We start from the raw sequence: 14,818 nt of genomic DNA, 5'->3' as shown, positions 1-14,818 counted from the left end.
AGCCCGCGCATCGCACTTTGCCGCCGGGCTTTTCGGCATTTGCACTCGGCATTTTTCGCGAGCCCTGACGGCTCGTTGCCGTGTCGTCGTGCGCCGCCGTCGTACGACGCAAGACGGCGCGATTTCAATGCCGCTTGCGCGTATCCGCTTGCGTTTTGCGCATCCGTTCGCGAGGCGGCTGCGTCACGTCGACGGCGATCGGATCGCTGGCGGGAAAGCTTTCCATCAGCGCTTCGTCGAGCCGCGTATCGGCGGACGTCGGGGGCGTCCGGCGCGTGCGCGCCGGTCGGGAGGCATGCTGGTTTTTGCTGGTCATGGCGCGCTCCATCGGTAGAGGGTCGATCATTCAGCATAGCGCATCGCGGCTATCGGTGAACGACCGCCAGATGGCGCAGGCGCGTCGTTTAAAGCCGGCCGGCATCGATTCGTTCTCCGAGTGGTGACCCGGCCGCGCTTGAGCCGCGCTCGAGCCGCGAACGACACCTCCATCGATCCATCACACAGCGAACCAGATGAACGGGGAAAAGCCGGCGGGCTCGCGACGAGTGCTCGCAGCCCACGTGCTGGAAGCCGAACTGGAACACCTGGATTGGGCGACGCGGCAACCGGCGCTGCACCTGTTCGACGCCGGCTACTGGCGCTGCACCTGTTCGACGCCGGCTACTGGCGGCGCCGCGTGCTGGCGGTCAAGGGGAGATTCGAGCTGACCGAGCGTCAGCTGACCCAACTGGAGAAAATTCTGCGGCGCCTCGGTTCGTCCGCGGAGTAGCGAGGCGCGACCGCTACAGCTTCTTCGTATTTATTCCTGATTGCCGCCGGGGCTGCCGCCGCCGTGGTTGCCGCCATGATTGCCGCTTTCGCCGCCGGTGCCGAACAGACGCCGCCGCCGCGTGACGACCACCGGACCTTCGGAGTTGCCGCTGCGCTCGCTCGGCGCGCGTTCCGCCGACGGCGTGCCGTACGATTCACGCCCTTCGCGCGGCTCGCGATGTTCGCGCGAACCATGGGGACCGCGCGCGCCATGTTCGCCATGCGACGTTCGGCCCGTGCGCGGCGCCGGCCGCGTGCCGGTGTCGAGCTGGATCGTGGAGATCGCGCGCTTGTAGATGCCTTGCAGGCCAACCGGCGTGCGCAGCATCACCAGGTACTGATCGAACGACTCGATGCATCCGGTCAGGCGGATGCCGTTGACCAGATAGATCTCGACGCGCTTTCGTTCCTTGCGCGCAGCGTTCATGAAGTCGTTTTGCGGATGCGATTCTGCGGAAGCCATGGACAATTCAGGTTAGATAGACGGTGGTTCGCCGCGATTCTACCCTTTCTCCCCTATGCGGGGGCAGAGCGCGTCGACGGGGCGAACTTTGTCCACTATAACGACTTGCGAGCACATAAGCATCCGATAACGCGGGACTGTAACGTTGAGTTACGAATCTGCTGGTCAATGTCGTCTTCTTCCGGTCTCTCCAGGCATTGCCGGCATGGTTGGCGGAAAAGGAAGAACATAGGGGCATGTTGCGAGACCACGGCGGCGGCGTCGACGCGCCGCGAAAAAGCCCGGAGAAACAGCGCAGCGAAACAGCGCCACGACGGCGATGGAATAAACCACGCGATCGCGGCGTTAAGTCCAGTATGGCAGCACCGCATCCCGCGGCCTGCCGCCCGCCGCGCCGGTCGGTCGATCGCGTGCCGGGCATCTGCCAGGAGGCTCACCATGAAAGCATCCCGTATTCTGTCAGCGCTCTTCGTCCTGCTCGCGCTCGCGTGCGGCTCCCTCGCGCACGCGGCCGATACCGACAACGCCGCGTCGGGTTCGAACAGCAACAGCAACAGCAGCGGCGGCGGCTACTAACGCCGCGACCGGGCCTGGCACGCCGGGTGACATTCGAAGCGGAAGTGATCGCGTGGCTGCCCCAGCTGCGCCGCTATGCGCGCGCACTGACGGGCGACCGCGCCTGGGCCGACGATCTCGTGCAGGATACGGCGGAGCGCGCGCTCGCGCGCTGGTCGGCATTCCGGCCAAACAGCAACCTGCGCGCGTGGCTGCTGACGATCCTGCGGCATCTGTACATCGACCAGCTGCGCGGGCGCCGCGAGATCGCCGTCGACGACGAAAGCGCGCCGTGGCGCAATCTCGAGGCGCCGCACGGTGAGGTCGACGGTCTGGTGCTGCGCGACGTGCAGCGCGCGCTGTACTGCCTGCCGCTCGAGCAGCGTGAGGTGCTGCTGCTGGTGTGCGTCGAGGAGCTGTCGTACCAGGAGGCATCGAGCGCGCTGGGGGTGCCGATCGGTACGGTGATGTCGCGGCTGTCGCGCGCGCGCGAGCATATGCGCGCGTTGCTGTGCGAGGAGCCGCCAGGGCCGATGCACGGACCGCAGCCCCGTGCGCCGCGGGCGGCGCATAAAGTCGCGCCGCTGAAAGTGGTGAGAAACCGATAATGAACAACGATGACTCCGATTCCGGCTTGAAGGACGAGCTCGATCTGCGCGCGCTGTCGGCCTATGTCGATGGCGAATTGCCGGAAGAGCAGCGCGCCGCGATCGAAACGCAGCTTCGCCAGCATCCGCAGGCCACCGCGCGCGTGGCCGCGTGGCGCGCGCAGAAGGCGGCGCTGCGGGCGCTGTGCGGCGCGCCGGACAGCGATGCGCGGCAAGCGCAAGCAGGGCAGCGGGCCGACGATCGGCAGCAAACCGCTGAAGCCGGCGAGCGAAGCTATGCAGGCAGCCAGCCCACGGAGGCGGAGGAGCCGGCTTTTATCGTCGTGCGTCGGACGCGGCCGTGGTGGCAGCGCGCGGGTCTCGCCGCCTGCTGGCTCGCGGCAGGCGCCGGGCTCGCGCTGGCCCTCGGTCCGCTCGCACCGCGGCTGACCGGCGGCGCGTGGAGCGGCTTCGGCGGACAGCCGGCCGGTTTTGCGCAGCGCGCGGATGTCGCGTACGCGGTGTACTCGCCGGAGCGGCGTCATCCGGTCGAAGTCGCCGCGAGCGAAGAGGAGCATCTGATCACCTGGCTGTCGAAGCGGCTGAATCGTCCGCTGTCGGTGCCGTCGCTGCAGGAGTATGGTTATTCGCTGGTGGGCGGCCGGCTGTTGCCCGGCGAGGCCGGGCCGGCTGCGCAGTTCATGTACGAGAACCAGGCCGGCGCGCGCCTGACGCTGTACGTGACCGGCGTCACCCGCGACGAAACCGCGTTCCGCCTGTTTCGCGACGGCAACCGCCGCACCTTCTACTGGATCAGCGACGGCATGGGCTACGCGCTGTCTGGCGCGATCGCGGAAGGCAAGCTGCGCGAGATCGCGATCGACGTGTGCAGCGCGCTCGGTGGTAAGCCAGAGACGTGGCAGCAGTAGCGGGCGGTAGGGTGTCGTCAAGGCCGTCAGCGGCGACGCACGCATAAGCTGCCCGCGCGACTGCACCCGCGGGTTACCCGACCGACAAGGAGACGCCTTGCCCCAGACGCTGCCGCCCAACCTGTCCGCCGCGCAGTTCGAGCGGGCGCTCGCCGGCTGGCGCGCGATCGTCGGTGAAGCGCACGTGCTGCGTTCCGACGCCGGCCTCGCCGCCTATGTCGATCCGTTCGCTCCTGGCGAGCCGGGGGCGTTTGTCGCGAGCGCCGCGTTGCTGCCCGCGTCGGTCGATGAAATCCGCGCGGTGCTGCGCATCGCCAATCAGTACCGGATTCCGCTGTGGACCGTGTCGACCGGGCGCAACTTCGCGTACGGCGGCGCGGCGCCGCGTCTCAGCGGCTCGGTCGTGCTCGACTTGCAGCGCATGAACCGCATCCTCGAAGTCAACGAAACGCTCGCCTACGCGCTGGTCGAACCGGGCGTCAGCTATTTCGATCTGTACGCGCATCTGCGCGACAAGGGCTACAAGCTGTGGGTCGATCCACCGGCTGCCGGCTGGGGCAGCGTGGTCGGCAACACGCTGGAGCGCGGCTTCGGCTATACCGACTACGGCGATCACGCGGCGGCCCAATGCGGGATGGAGGTCGTGCTCGCCAACGGCGACGTGCTGCGCACCGGCATGGGCGGCGTCGAGATCGGCACTGCGTGGCAGCTGTATCAGCCGGGCTACGGGCCGTCGTTCGATGCGATGTTCACGCAGTCGAACTACGGCATCGTGACGAAGCTCGGCGTGTGGCTGATGCCCGCGCCGCCCGCGTATCTGCTCGGCGAAATCCAGTTTCGTCGCGAGGCCGATCTGGAGGAGATCGTCGAGATTCTGCGGCCGTTGCGGCTCGACGGCACGATCCGCAATCACGCGGTGATCGAGGGTGGATTGCGGCGCGCGGCGAGCCTGTCGCCACGCCGGCAGTGGTACGACGGCGCGGGCCCGATGCCCGGGAGCGCGGTGCAGGCGATGCTCGACAAACTCGGCGTCGGGCGCTGGAACCTGCATTTCGCTCTGTACGGCACGCCCGAGGTGATCGATGCGCGCTACGCGCTGATCGAGCGCGCGTTCGCGCGGGTGCCAGAGGCGCGGCTCACGGCGGCGCGCTATGCGGGCGATGCTCAGCCGACTGGCGGCGGCGATCGCAACATGGCCGGCATTCCCGCGATGACCGCGTTTCGCATGCTCGACTGGCGCGGCGGCGCGGGCGCGCACGTCGACTTCGCGCCGATCTGTCCGGCGACCGGGCGCGACGCGATGCGCCAGTACACGATGGTGAAAGCGCGCGCCGCCGAATACGGCTTCGACTACTACGGTGGCTTCACCGCGGGCGCGCGGCATCTGCATCATATTTTCGCGGCGATTTTCGATCGCGACGACGCGAACCAGGTGGAGCAGGCCGGCGCGCTGCTGCGCTCGCTGATGAGCGACGCGCGCGCGGCCGGCTACGGCGAATATCGCGCGCATCTCGCGTACATGGATTTCGCGGCCGCGCAATACAGCTTCAACGACGGTGCGTCGCTGCGCTTCGCCGAAACGCTGAAGGATGCGCTCGACCCGAACGGCATTCTCGCGCCGGGCAAGCAGGGCATCTGGCCGGCGGCATGGCGCGACCGGCGGGGGTACACGTGAACGACGCGTGCGCACACGCACGGCAAACCGAAGCGCAAACAGAACGGAACGTACACGCCAATGGATCGACGCACTTTCATGCTCACCGGTGCATGCCTCGCGACGGCCGCGGGCGGCGCATGGCCGTGGCTCGCGCAAGCCGCCGCGTGCGCTGACGATGCGCGCGCGTTCGCGATCGTCGACTCGACGCTAGAATGCGGCGCGTCGTTCGCACGCTATGCCGCGCATCTTCGCTTGCCGACCTTCGAAACCGGCGATGATGCGGGCGCGCTCTGGTTCACCACACTTGCGCCACTGCTCGACGTTGGGCGGACCCCGCACGCGATGCCCGCGCTGATCGGCTTCACGCGCGCGTCCGATTACTTCGTCCTGCAACACCTCGCGCTTCGCACGGGACGCTTCGTCGAGCATCGTCACGAAGCGCGCGAGGGACTGGATGCGCAACCCGCCCACGTGGCCTTCGCGCTGACGCCGCGCAGCGCGCGCTAGAACTTGTAGTCCTTGTTCTTCGGATCGAAGGTCGAATCGTCGAATGTCCTCGGCGTGATGCTCTCGAACACGATCTGCTCGAAAATCTTGCCGTCGTTGTCGTAAGACTGGACGCTGCGAAAGAACGGATGACGCAGATCGAGCCCGAGCGTCTCCTTTTTCGCGTAGAACTGTGGCTGGCCGACCGGTGTTTCGAACGTGAACGCGACGACGCGCACACCGTCGATGGTCTTCACTTCGATCCGCACCGAACGTGGCAAGCCGGCCTCGGTGTATTTTTTTCCTTCACTCAGGTATTGATCGGCAACGTACTCGGTGCCGAGATCGCGCACGCTGTGATTCGATTGCGAGCGTGCGAGCGCGCCGGTCAGCGACGTCCACAACGGCATCACGTTCATGATGCCGCCGAGGTGGCCGTAGGTTTCGTCGCTACGTTTCGATTCGTCGTAGATGATTTCCTGGCCCGCGTGCGCGCCGTCGGGCAGCCACTTCGCGTAGATGCGCAGCGGGTCGTGCGCGACGCGCACCAGCATGTGATCGGGCTTGTCGGGCCAGATGCCGCGAATGCGTTCGAAGCGCGACATCGTGAACTCGTACGACGGGTAGTCGTTCGGCCCTTCCTTGATATAGCGCGGCAGCGCGAGCGGATTGAGCGACTGGAACAGCGCGACCAGTTGCGCGTCGTCGAGCTTTTCGAGCGTGCCGCTTTGCTGCGCGGCGCGCAGCCATTTGACCTGCTGGTCGAGCGTGAGCTTGCCGACCTGCGCGGCCGGCGTGGTGGGCGGTTTGACGGCGCTCGCGGTGTTGAGCGGGGGCGGGCGATCGTCGTTCTGCGCGAAGGCCGTCGGCACCGACAGCAGGCCGAGCGCGACGAGCAGCGCACCCAGCAAGCGCTGTCGCCGGCGATGCGAACGGGCGGACATGCGGTGCTTCATGAATTTCTCCAGAAAGTGACGCGGCCGCTCATGCAACATGCAAGGCAATAACGCGAAGCAACAAGGCAATAACGCTTTGAAGCAACGCTTATTCCCGTCAGGCGGACTTCTGTTTCGCGAGTTCCTCGTCGCGCAACGCACGGCGCAGAATTTTGCCGACGTTGGTTTGCGGCAGCTCGTCGCGGAATTCGACGAGCTTCGGCACCTTGTAGCCAGTCAGATTCTTGCGGCAGTACGCAATCACCTGCTCGGCGGTCAGTGTCGGCGTGCGCCGCACGATGAACACCTTCACGCGCTCGCCCTGCGCGGGGTCGGACACGCCGATCGCGGCGACTTCGCGCACGTCCGGATGCGCGGCGATCACGTCCTCGATTTCGTTCGGATACACGTTGAAACCCGACACGAGGATCATGTCCTTCTTGCGATCGATCAGACGGATAAAGCCGCGCGAGTCCATCACGCCGATGTCGCCGGTCGCGAGCCAGCCGTCATCGTCGATCACCTTCGCGGTTTCGTCGGGGCGGTTCCAGTAGCCCTTCATGACCTGCGGGCCCTTCACGCACAGCTCGCCCGCCTCGCCGATATTGGCCCAGCTGCCGTCGTCTTTCCTGAAGCGCACCTGCGTGGACGGCGCGGGCAAGCCGATCGAGCCCTCGAAGTCGCGCAGATTGGTCAGATCGACCGGATTCATCGAGACGATCGGCGAGCACTCGGTGAGTCCGTAGCCCTCGATGATCGGCTTGCCCGTCACCGCCTTGAAGCGCTCGGCGACGGCTTTCTGCGTCGCCATGCCGCCCGCCATCGCGAGCTTCAGGTCCGAGAAGTCGCGCCGACAGAATTCCTCGTTGTCGAGGAACGCGTTATAGAGCGTGTTGACCGCGGTCATGCCGGTGAATTTTTCGTGACGGATGATCATCATCACGCGCTTCATGTCGCGCGGATTCGCGATCAGGATGTTGCGCCCGCCGAGCCCCATGAAGATCAGCGCATTCACGGTCAGCGAGTAGATGTGATAAAGCGGCAGCGGCGTGAGCACCGTTTCGCCCTCGCCGGACAGCTGCCCCGCGGCCCACGCCTTCGCCTGCAACAGATTGGCGAGGATGTTCCGGTGCGTGAGCATCGCGCCTTTCGCGACGCCGGTCGTGCCGCCCGTGTATTGCAGGAACGCGATGTCTTCGTGGGTCGCGCGCACCGGTGTGTGCGGCCGCGCATAACCGGCCGAAAGCGCTTTCAGGAGTGGCACTGCCTGCGGCAGCTTGTAAGGGGGCACCATCTTTTTCACGTGACGCAGCATGAAATTGAGCAGGTGTCCCTTCAGGTTCGCGCCGTCGGCGAGCAGATCGCCGAGCGCGGTCACGATCACGTTGCGCACCTTGGTGCCGGGCAATGCATCTTCGAGCGTCTTCGCGAAGTTCTCGAACACGACGATCGTCTGCGCGCCGCTGTCCTTTAGCTGGTGCGCGAGTTCGCGCACCGTGTAGAGCGGATTCACGTTGACGACCACCGCGCCCGCCTTGATCGTGCCGAACAGCGCGACCGGATACTGGAACGTGTTCGGCAGCATGATCGCGACGCGCTCGCCCGGCTCCACGCCGATGCTTTGCAGGTACGCCGCGAACGCGCTCGCCTTGCGGCCCAGTTCACCGTACGTCAGGTTCGCGCCGACGCTCACGTACGCGACGCGCTCGCGGAACTGTGCGATGCATTCGTCGAAGAACTGATCGATCGACTCGTATTGCGTGACGTCGATGTCGCGCGGCACGTCGTCCGGATAGGACGCGTACCAGATGCCGTCGGTGTTCGGAGCGGGGTGGGGCACCGGGTTTTGACGAGGCGTGCCGCCTGCGTCCGGCACGTGCGGCGGGGCTTGGGTGGGCTCGGTCATCGGTTGCCTCCTGAAAATGTTGGTATGCGCTGCCCGTTATTAGCGTGAACAGGCCCTAGCGTTCCAGAATCGCGACGACCCCCTGGCCGCCCGCCGCGCAGATCGAGATCAGCCCGCGTGCACTGCCGGCCGGTTTGTCGAGTTGCGCCAGCATCTTCGCGAGCGCGGCGACGATCCGTCCGCCCGTCGCCGCAAACGGATGGCCGGTCGCGAGCGAACCGCCGTTCACGTTGAGCCTGGTGCGGTCGATCGCACCGAGCGCGCCGGCGAGGCCAAGCTGCGTGCGGCAATATTCGTCATCCTGCCATGCCGCGAGCGTGCACAACACCTGGGCCGCGAACGCTTCGTGGATTTCGTAGAAATCGAAGTCCTGCAGCGTGAGGCCGGCGCGCGCGAGCATGCGCGGCACCGCGTAGGCGGGCGCCATCAGAAGGCCTTCCTGCTTGTCGAAAAAGTCGACCGCCGCGGTTTCCGACCAGCTCAGATACGCGAGCACGGGCAAGCCACGCTCGGCCGCCCACGCTTCGCTCGCGAGCAGTACCGCGGATGCTCCATCGGTCAGCGGCGTCGAGTTGCCGGCGGTCAGCGTGCCCGCGTCGCGGTCGAACACGGGCTTCAGGTTCGCGAGCCTTTCGAGCGACAGGTCGGCGCGCAGGTTGTTGTCGCGCGCGAGGCCTTTGTACGGCGTCATCAGATCGTTGACGAAGCCGCGCGCGTACGCATCGGCGAGCTTGCGATGGCTCTCGTACGCGAGCACGTCCTGCGCCTCGCGCGAGATGTTCCAGCGCTTGGCCATCAGCTCGCAATGCTCGCCCATCGACAGCCCCGTGCGGGGCTCGCCGTTGCGCGGCAACAGCGGCTTGAACAACATGCCGGGCCGCAGCCTGCTGAGCGCGGCGATACGCTGACCCGTACTCTTGCCGCGATTCGCTTCGAGCAGGATCTTGCGCATGCGCTCGTTGACGCCGATCGGCGCGTCGGACGTGGTATCGACGCCACCCGCGATGCCCGCGTCGATCTGCCCGAGCGCGATCTTGTTGGCGACGAGGATCGCGGCTTCGAGGCCGGTGCCGCAGGCCTGCTGCACGTCGTAGGCTGGCGTTTCCTTCGCGAGCGTGGTGGACAGTACGGACTCGCGCGTCAGGTTGAAGTCGCGCGAGTGCTTGATGACGGCGCCCGCCGCGACTTCGCCGAGACGCACGCCGTGCAGGTCATAGCGATCGATCAGCCCTTGCAGCGTGAAGGTCAGCATGTCCTGATTCGGTGCGCTCGCGTAAGCGGTGTTCGAGCGGGCAAACGGAATCCGGTTGCCCCCGATGACGGCGACGCGGCGCACGGCAGGTTGCGGGTGGGACATGCTCGGCTCCTTTGGGTCGTTCCCAGATTATTGGTCGATGCGAACGGCGCGCTCGCGGTTCACAGCAGCCGCCACTGCATGCGCCCGCGCAAATGCGGCTTTTCCCCGGCGATATCGCGCACCTCGAGATCGCGCTCGATCAGCGAAGGCGATGCGCTCCACAGCGACGCTTCGCCCGGCAGCAGCATCGGCACCTTGAACTCGGCGCTGAGCGTTGCTTCGGCGAGCGGCTTCGGCGGCTGCAGCGACGACGCCGCGCGCGCGAGCGTCCACATGCCATGCGCGATCGCGCGCGGAAAGCCGAACGCCTTCGCCGACAGCGCGCTGATGTGGATCGGGTTGTAGTCGCCGGACGCGCTCGCGTAGTCGCGGCCCAGTTGCGGCGCGAGCTGCCAGCGCGCGATCCGTTGCAGCGCATCGGGGCCGAGCGTCAACGCTTCGAGCGGATGGCCGAGCGCCGGCACCGCGCGCTTCAGGTAGATGCTGTCGCCGTCCCACACCGCCTCGCCGCGCCGATAGATGCGCGTATGCACGACGAACGCCTGGCCCTTGTCGTGACGCAGCAGCGCGCCGAATTCGACCTCGATGCGCAGCAGGTCCTTGTAGGCGAGCGGGCGGCGCAGCCGCACGTGATTGGCCAGATGCACGAGACCGAGCGCGGGCCACGGAAACGCGGGGTCGGTCAGCATCAGCAGATGCAGCGGAAACGCGAGCAGGTGCGGGTAGGTCAGCGGCACGCCGTGCTCGGGAATGAAGCCGCACACGCGCGCATAGCGCCACACGGGGCCGGGCTCGAGCACGACGGCGGGGCGCACGAGCCGCAACGGCGGCAGCCGCGTGTCGCGGCCGCGCTTGACGATGCCCGTCAGCGCGCGCCCGTACAGCTTTGCCGGCGCGGGCAGCGTTTCGATGACGACGGTTTTCGGCCGCGCGCCGTCGCCCGGCGCGGGAGCGAGCTGACGGCTGCCGAACGGATCACGCGGTTCGTCCATACCCATGCTCCCGTTCACGCGCCAATCAGGCTTTGACCGCACACGCGCACGACCTGGCCCGTCACGCCGGCCGAGCCCGGATGCGCGAGCCACGCGATGGTCTGCGCGACGTCGACGGGCTGGCCGCCCTGGCTCATCGAGTTCATGCGGCGGCCGGCCTCGCGGATCGCGAGCGGAATCTTCGCGGTCATCTGCGTTTCGATGAAGCCGGGCGCGACCGCGTTGATCGTGATGCCGCGCGCGCGCAGTGGCAGCGCCATGCTCCGCACCCGGCCGATCACGCCAGCCTTGGACGTCGCGTAGTTGGTCTGGCCGGGATTGCCCGCGATGCCGCTGATCGACGACACCGCGACGATTCGCCCGCCGTCGCGCAGGATGCCGCCCGCGAGCAGCGCGTCGTCGATGCGTTCCTGCGCGCTCAGGTTGATGTCGATCACGCTTTGCCAGACGGCGTCGGTCATCTTCGCGATGGTCTTGTCCTTCGTGATGCCGGCGTTGTGCACGACGATGTCGACGCCGAGCTCGTCGAGCGCGGCGGCGATCTGCGCGGGCGCTTCGGGCGCGGCGATGTCGAACGCGAGCGGGCTGCCGTTCAGCTGCCGCATCGTCGCATCGAGCGCGTCGCGCGCGGACGGAATGTCGAGGCCGATCACATGCGCGCCCTCGGCCGCGAGCACGCTCGCGATCGCCGCGCCGATGCCGCGTGCCGCGCCCGTGACCAGCGCACGCCGGCCGGCGAGCGGCTGGCGCCAGTCGAACGCGGGCGCGTCGTGCGGCAGCGCGCCATGTGCCGCGATCCGCACCACCTGACCCGACACATAGGCCGAGCGCGGCGACAGGAAAAAGCGCAGCGTCGCCTCGATGGCGTTTTCAGCGCCTTCCTCCACGTACACGAGATTCGCGGCGATGCCGCGCCGCGCTTCCTTGCCGAGCGAGCGCACGAGCCCTTCGAGCGCGCGCTGGGCAGTCCACTGACGCGGGCTCGCGCAGGCCTCGGGCGGCCGGCCCAGCACGACGATGCGCCCACACTTGCCGAGCGAGCGCAGCGTGTCGTGGAAAAAGCCGTGCAGCGGTTCGAGCAGGCTGCTGTCGTCGATACCGCTCGCGTCGAACATCAACGCGGCAAGCTTGCCCGGCGCACCGGCTTCGGCCGGCTCGAAGCGGCCGGTCATCAGGCCGTGGCGATGGGCGAGCGGCACCCACAGCCCGGCGCTTTCGTGCGCGACGCTCGTCATGCCGATGGTGGCGATCAGACTCCCGAGCGCGTCGAACAGGCGCGGCTCGCGGCCCGCGCCGATCGCGATCAGTCCGTCGAACTCGGGCCGGTCCGCGCGATAGCGCCGCAGCACCTCGGGCTTCGGCAGCCCGAGCGAGCGCGCGAGACGGCCGCCGAACGGCGAGTTGACGAACTTCAGGTAGGAGTCGTTCATGTTATCGGTTGCTCTGCTGGACGCGCCGCGGGCAGCCCCGTGATTTTCAGGGGCGCCGGACGTGTGTCAGTGTGCCTTGAGTTGCGTGACTCGGGTACGGTTTGCCGCGCCGGGTCGGTAGTTTTTTCTGCGTGAGCGCGGGCATCAGGCCACCAGTTCCAGCGCCTTTTCGAGCGCGTGCTTGCGCTGTTGCAAGCTCGCGAGCAGGTCGAAGTCGGCCGGGAAATCGTCGACCTTGACGACCTGCGCGCCGTAGCGCGCGTAGTCGTCGAGCACGCGCCGCTCGTCCGCGTCGACGAGGCCCTGGCGTTGCGCCGCATCGGTCCATGCGGCGAACTGCGGCAGGCTTTGCGGCAGCGGTTCGAGCAGACCCTGCTTCACCGCCTCGCGCAGCTTCTGCTCGATTTGCGTGAACTGCGGATTGAGCGCGAACGCGAGCTCGCCATAGCCGAGCGCATCGACGTCGGGGTGCGGCACGTACGAGTCGGCGACGAGCCGCTCGCGCGCGGGGCCGGGCGTTTGCATCAGTTCGGCGATCTCGCTGCCGAGCCGGTCAGACGGCTCGCGATGCGGCAGGCCGAACGGGAATGCGAGCACACGCACGAGCGTCGCGGCGACCCGGTTCGGGTAGTTCGCGAGCACGCCGTCGAGCGCGTGCTGCGCCTTGTACAGCGCATCCTCGACGCCCCACCGCACGAGCGGCAGGTCGTCGTGCTGTCGGCCTTCGTCCTCGAAACGCTTTAGCGTCGCCGAGATCAGGAACAGCTGCGACAGCACGTCCCCGAGGCGTCCCGAGATGCGTTCGCGACGCTTCAGATCGCCGCCGAGCACGAACATCGACACGTCGGCGAGCAACGCGAACACGGCCGACAGACGTGTCGCCGCGCGATAGTACGCATGGAGCGGCGCATACGCGCGGCGCGGCTTCGCGATCAGCGCGCCGCCGCTCAGCCCATACACGGCGCTGCGCACCACGTTCGACACCGTGAAATTCACGTGACCGAAGAACGCCGCGTCGAACTCGCGCAAGGCTTTCGCGCGATCGGGCTCGCGCGTCGCCGTCATTTCCTTCAACACGTACGGATGGCAGCGAATCGCGCCCTGGCCGAAGATGATCAGACAGCGCGTCAGAATGTTCGCGCCTTCGACGGTGATCGAGATCGGCATTTGCTGATACGCACGCGCCAGAAAGTTCGACGGCCCCATGCAAATACCCTTGCCGGCGACGACGTCCATGCCGTCGTTGATGACCATGCGCGCGCGCTCGGTGATGTGATATTTGGCGATCGCCGAAATGACGGAGGGCTTTTCGCCGAGGTCGACCGCCTGCGCGGACAGGCGGCGCGCGGCGTCCATCACGTACAGGTTGCCGCCCATGCGGCCGAGCGCTTCCTGCACGCCCTCGAACTTGCCGACGGCGGTGCGGAACTGGCGCCGAATCGCGGCATACGCGCCGGTGCCGCGCACGGCAATCTTCGCCATCCCGACGTTCGACGACGGCAGCGAAATCGCGCGGCCCGCCGCCAGACACTCCATTAGCATGCGCCAGCCGTTGCCGACCTGGGCGCGTCCGCCGATCACCCAGTCGAGCGGAATGAACACATCCTTGCCCGAGTTCGGGCCGTTCTGGAATACCGCGTTCAGCGGCCAGTGACGCCGGCCGATATCGACGCCAGGGTGGTCGGTCGGAATCAGCGCGCAGGTGATGCCGGGTTCGTCGTTCGCGCCGAGCAGATGGTCGGGGTCGAGCGCGCGGAACGCGAGGCCGAGTACGGTCGCAATCGGCCCGAGCGTGATGTAGCGCTTGTCCCACGTGACGCGAAAGCCGAGCGTCTCGCGGCCCTCGTGCAGGCCCTGGCAAGCGATGCCGACATCGGGAATCGCGGCGGCGTCGGACCCGGCATACGGGCTCGTCAGCGCGAAGCAGGGGATTTCCTCGCCGCGCGCGAGACGCGGCAGATAGTAGTTTTTCTGCGCGTCGGTGCCGTAGTGCATCAGCAACTCGGCTGGGCCGAGCGAGTTCGGCACCATCACCGACACGGCCGCGGCCGAGCAGCGCGTCGCGAGCTTCATGATCACCTGCGAATGCGCGTACGCGGAGAACTGTTTGCCGCCGTACTGCTTCGGAATGATCATGCCGAGAAAGCCGTGCTGCTTGATGAACTGCCACGTTGGCGGCGACAGGTCCTGCCAGACCATCGTGGTTTCCCAGTCGTTCGCGAGGTCGCACAGTTGCTCGCATTCGACGTCGAGGAACGTCTGCTCTTCGGCGCTGAGCATGGCCGGGCCATAGCCGAGCAGCGTGTCCCAGTGCGGGCGGCCCGAGAACAGCTCGGCGTCCCACCAGACCGTGCCCGCCTCGATCGCGTCGCGCTCGGTCGGCGACATCTGCGGCAGGATCTTGCGGAACGTGTCGAGCACCGGTTTCGCGAGCCATGCGCGGCGCAGCGGTTTGATCGTCAGCACGAGGGCGGGGAGTACGAACACGATCGCGAGCAGTGTCGTCAGCAGCGGGCCGGCCGCGCCGCTCACGAGCGCGGCCGCGACCCAGACGATCAGCGCCGCGAGCCACCATGAGGCGCGGGCCTGAACGTAGACGAGAGCGAATGCGGCGATGACGAGCGCCAGGATGAACCACGGCATGACGTTTCCTCCTCTGTGGTGACGCAATCGCCGGGCCAGCTGCGAGTCGCGCTCTTGCGTCGGGCGTT

14 protein-coding genes are annotated in these 14,818 nt (G+C 67.2%); 6 read left to right on the top strand and 8 right to left on the bottom strand.

Features of this window, described 5'->3' with window-relative positions; translation table 11 throughout:
• Window positions 1-124 precede the first annotated feature (124 nt).
• Window positions 125-316: a hypothetical protein gene (locus tag HDG33_RS15730; protein ID WP_090805694.1), complete on the bottom strand. Its 192-nt coding sequence runs from the start codon at window positions 314-316 to the stop codon at window positions 125-127.
• Window positions 317-589: 273 nt separating this feature from the next.
• Here HDG33_RS15730 and HDG33_RS15725 point away from each other — a divergent pair, with 273 nt between their 5' ends.
• On the top strand, window positions 590-769 hold the full coding sequence (locus tag HDG33_RS15725) for a hypothetical protein (RefSeq protein WP_409259020.1): 180 nt from the start codon (window positions 590-592) through the stop codon (window positions 767-769).
• A 30-nt stretch (window positions 770-799) separates the two neighbouring features.
• Here HDG33_RS15725 and hfq read toward each other — a convergent pair whose 3' ends face one another.
• Window positions 800-1,273, bottom strand: a complete 474-nt coding sequence (gene hfq, locus HDG33_RS15720) for an RNA chaperone Hfq (protein WP_184029873.1) — start codon at window positions 1,271-1,273, stop codon at window positions 800-802.
• Window positions 1,274-1,711: 438 nt separating this feature from the next.
• Between hfq and HDG33_RS15715 the strand changes: the two genes are divergently transcribed.
• The 5 genes from HDG33_RS15715 to HDG33_RS15695 all read left to right on the top strand — a co-directional run bounded on the left by HDG33_RS15715 (window position 1,712) and on the right by HDG33_RS15695 (window position 5,508).
• Window positions 1,712-1,849 carry a hypothetical protein gene (locus HDG33_RS15715; RefSeq protein ID WP_184029857.1) on the top strand — a complete coding sequence of 46 codons (138 nt, stop codon included), beginning with the start codon at window positions 1,712-1,714 and terminating at the stop codon, window positions 1,847-1,849.
• A 26-nt stretch (window positions 1,850-1,875) separates the two neighbouring features.
• Window positions 1,876-2,436 (top strand): sigma-70 family RNA polymerase sigma factor, encoded by a 561-nt coding sequence (locus HDG33_RS15710; RefSeq protein WP_184029852.1) that lies wholly within the window; start codon window positions 1,876-1,878, stop codon window positions 2,434-2,436.
• Window positions 2,436-3,344 (top strand): anti-sigma factor, encoded by a 909-nt coding sequence (locus HDG33_RS15705; RefSeq protein WP_184029842.1) that lies wholly within the window; start codon window positions 2,436-2,438, stop codon window positions 3,342-3,344. Before HDG33_RS15710 ends, HDG33_RS15705 begins: the two co-directional genes overlap by 1 nt.
• A 97-nt stretch (window positions 3,345-3,441) precedes the next feature.
• Window positions 3,442-5,019, top strand: a complete 1,578-nt coding sequence (locus HDG33_RS15700) for an FAD-binding oxidoreductase (RefSeq protein WP_184029839.1) — start codon at window positions 3,442-3,444, stop codon at window positions 5,017-5,019.
• 60 nt (window positions 5,020-5,079) lie between these two features.
• A complete protein-coding gene (locus HDG33_RS15695) occupies window positions 5,080-5,508 on the top strand; it encodes a hypothetical protein (RefSeq protein ID WP_184029836.1) in 429 nt (142 codons plus the stop codon).
• Here HDG33_RS15695 and HDG33_RS15690 read toward each other — a convergent pair.
• The 6 genes from HDG33_RS15690 to HDG33_RS15665 form a co-directional block, all read right to left on the bottom strand.
• Window positions 5,505-6,443 carry a DUF1571 domain-containing protein gene (locus HDG33_RS15690; protein ID WP_184029833.1) on the bottom strand — a complete coding sequence of 313 codons (939 nt, stop codon included), beginning with the start codon at window positions 6,441-6,443 and terminating at the stop codon, window positions 5,505-5,507. The genes HDG33_RS15695 and HDG33_RS15690 overlap by 4 nt on opposite strands.
• Window positions 6,444-6,540: 97 nt before the next feature.
• Complete coding sequence (locus HDG33_RS15685) at window positions 6,541-8,328, bottom strand: AMP-binding protein (protein WP_184029830.1); 1,788 nt, start codon at window positions 8,326-8,328, stop codon at window positions 6,541-6,543.
• A 55-nt stretch (window positions 8,329-8,383) separates the two neighbouring features.
• A complete protein-coding gene (locus HDG33_RS15680) occupies window positions 8,384-9,685 on the bottom strand; it encodes an acetyl-CoA C-acetyltransferase (protein WP_184029827.1) in 1,302 nt (433 codons plus the stop codon).
• A 59-nt stretch (window positions 9,686-9,744) separates the two neighbouring features.
• Window positions 9,745-10,677 (bottom strand): MaoC/PaaZ C-terminal domain-containing protein, encoded by a 933-nt coding sequence (locus HDG33_RS15675; protein WP_090804158.1) that lies wholly within the window; start codon window positions 10,675-10,677, stop codon window positions 9,745-9,747.
• Window positions 10,678-10,691: 14 nt separating this feature from the next.
• Entirely contained in the window at window positions 10,692-12,107 is a 1,416-nt protein-coding gene (locus tag HDG33_RS15670) for a 3-oxoacyl-ACP reductase (protein WP_184029824.1), read from the bottom strand.
• Between the two features lie 144 nt (window positions 12,108-12,251).
• Window positions 12,252-14,750 carry an acyl-CoA dehydrogenase gene (locus HDG33_RS15665; RefSeq protein ID WP_184029822.1) on the bottom strand — a complete coding sequence of 833 codons (2,499 nt, stop codon included), beginning with the start codon at window positions 14,748-14,750 and terminating at the stop codon, window positions 12,252-12,254.
• Window positions 14,751-14,818: the final 68 nt, after the last annotated feature.

Source organism: Paraburkholderia sp. Cpub6, from assembly GCF_014201065.1.
GTDB lineage: Bacteria > Pseudomonadota > Gammaproteobacteria > Burkholderiales > Burkholderiaceae > Paraburkholderia > Paraburkholderia tuberum.
Note: the sequence above shows the minus strand (reverse complement) of the source record. Positions and strands in the feature narration are given on the sequence as shown.

What these genes read in the sequence shown, in the direction of transcription:
- HDG33_RS15730 (WP_090805694.1), bottom strand. Translation starts at nt 316, where the DNA reads ATGACCAGCAAAAACCAGCATGCCTCCCGACCGGCGCGCACGCGCCGG.
- hfq (WP_184029873.1), bottom strand. Translation starts at nt 1,273, where the DNA reads ATGGCTTCCGCAGAATCGCATCCGCAAAACGACTTCATGAACGCTGCG.
- HDG33_RS15715 (WP_184029857.1), top strand. Translation starts at nt 1,712, where the DNA reads ATGAAAGCATCCCGTATTCTGTCAGCGCTCTTCGTCCTGCTCGCGCTC.
- HDG33_RS15705 (WP_184029842.1), top strand. Translation starts at nt 2,436, where the DNA reads ATGAACAACGATGACTCCGATTCCGGCTTGAAGGACGAGCTCGATCTG.
- HDG33_RS15695 (WP_184029836.1), top strand. Translation starts at nt 5,080, where the DNA reads ATGGATCGACGCACTTTCATGCTCACCGGTGCATGCCTCGCGACGGCC.
- HDG33_RS15690 (WP_184029833.1), bottom strand. Translation starts at nt 6,443, where the DNA reads ATGAAGCACCGCATGTCCGCCCGTTCGCATCGCCGGCGACAGCGCTTG.
- HDG33_RS15685 (WP_184029830.1), bottom strand. Translation starts at nt 8,328, where the DNA reads ATGACCGAGCCCACCCAAGCCCCGCCGCACGTGCCGGACGCAGGCGGC.
- HDG33_RS15680 (WP_184029827.1), bottom strand. Translation starts at nt 9,685, where the DNA reads ATGTCCCACCCGCAACCTGCCGTGCGCCGCGTCGCCGTCATCGGGGGC.
- HDG33_RS15675 (WP_090804158.1), bottom strand. Translation starts at nt 10,677, where the DNA reads ATGGACGAACCGCGTGATCCGTTCGGCAGCCGTCAGCTCGCTCCCGCG.
- HDG33_RS15670 (WP_184029824.1), bottom strand. Translation starts at nt 12,107, where the DNA reads ATGAACGACTCCTACCTGAAGTTCGTCAACTCGCCGTTCGGCGGCCGT.
- HDG33_RS15665 (WP_184029822.1), bottom strand. Translation starts at nt 14,750, where the DNA reads ATGCCGTGGTTCATCCTGGCGCTCGTCATCGCCGCATTCGCTCTCGTC.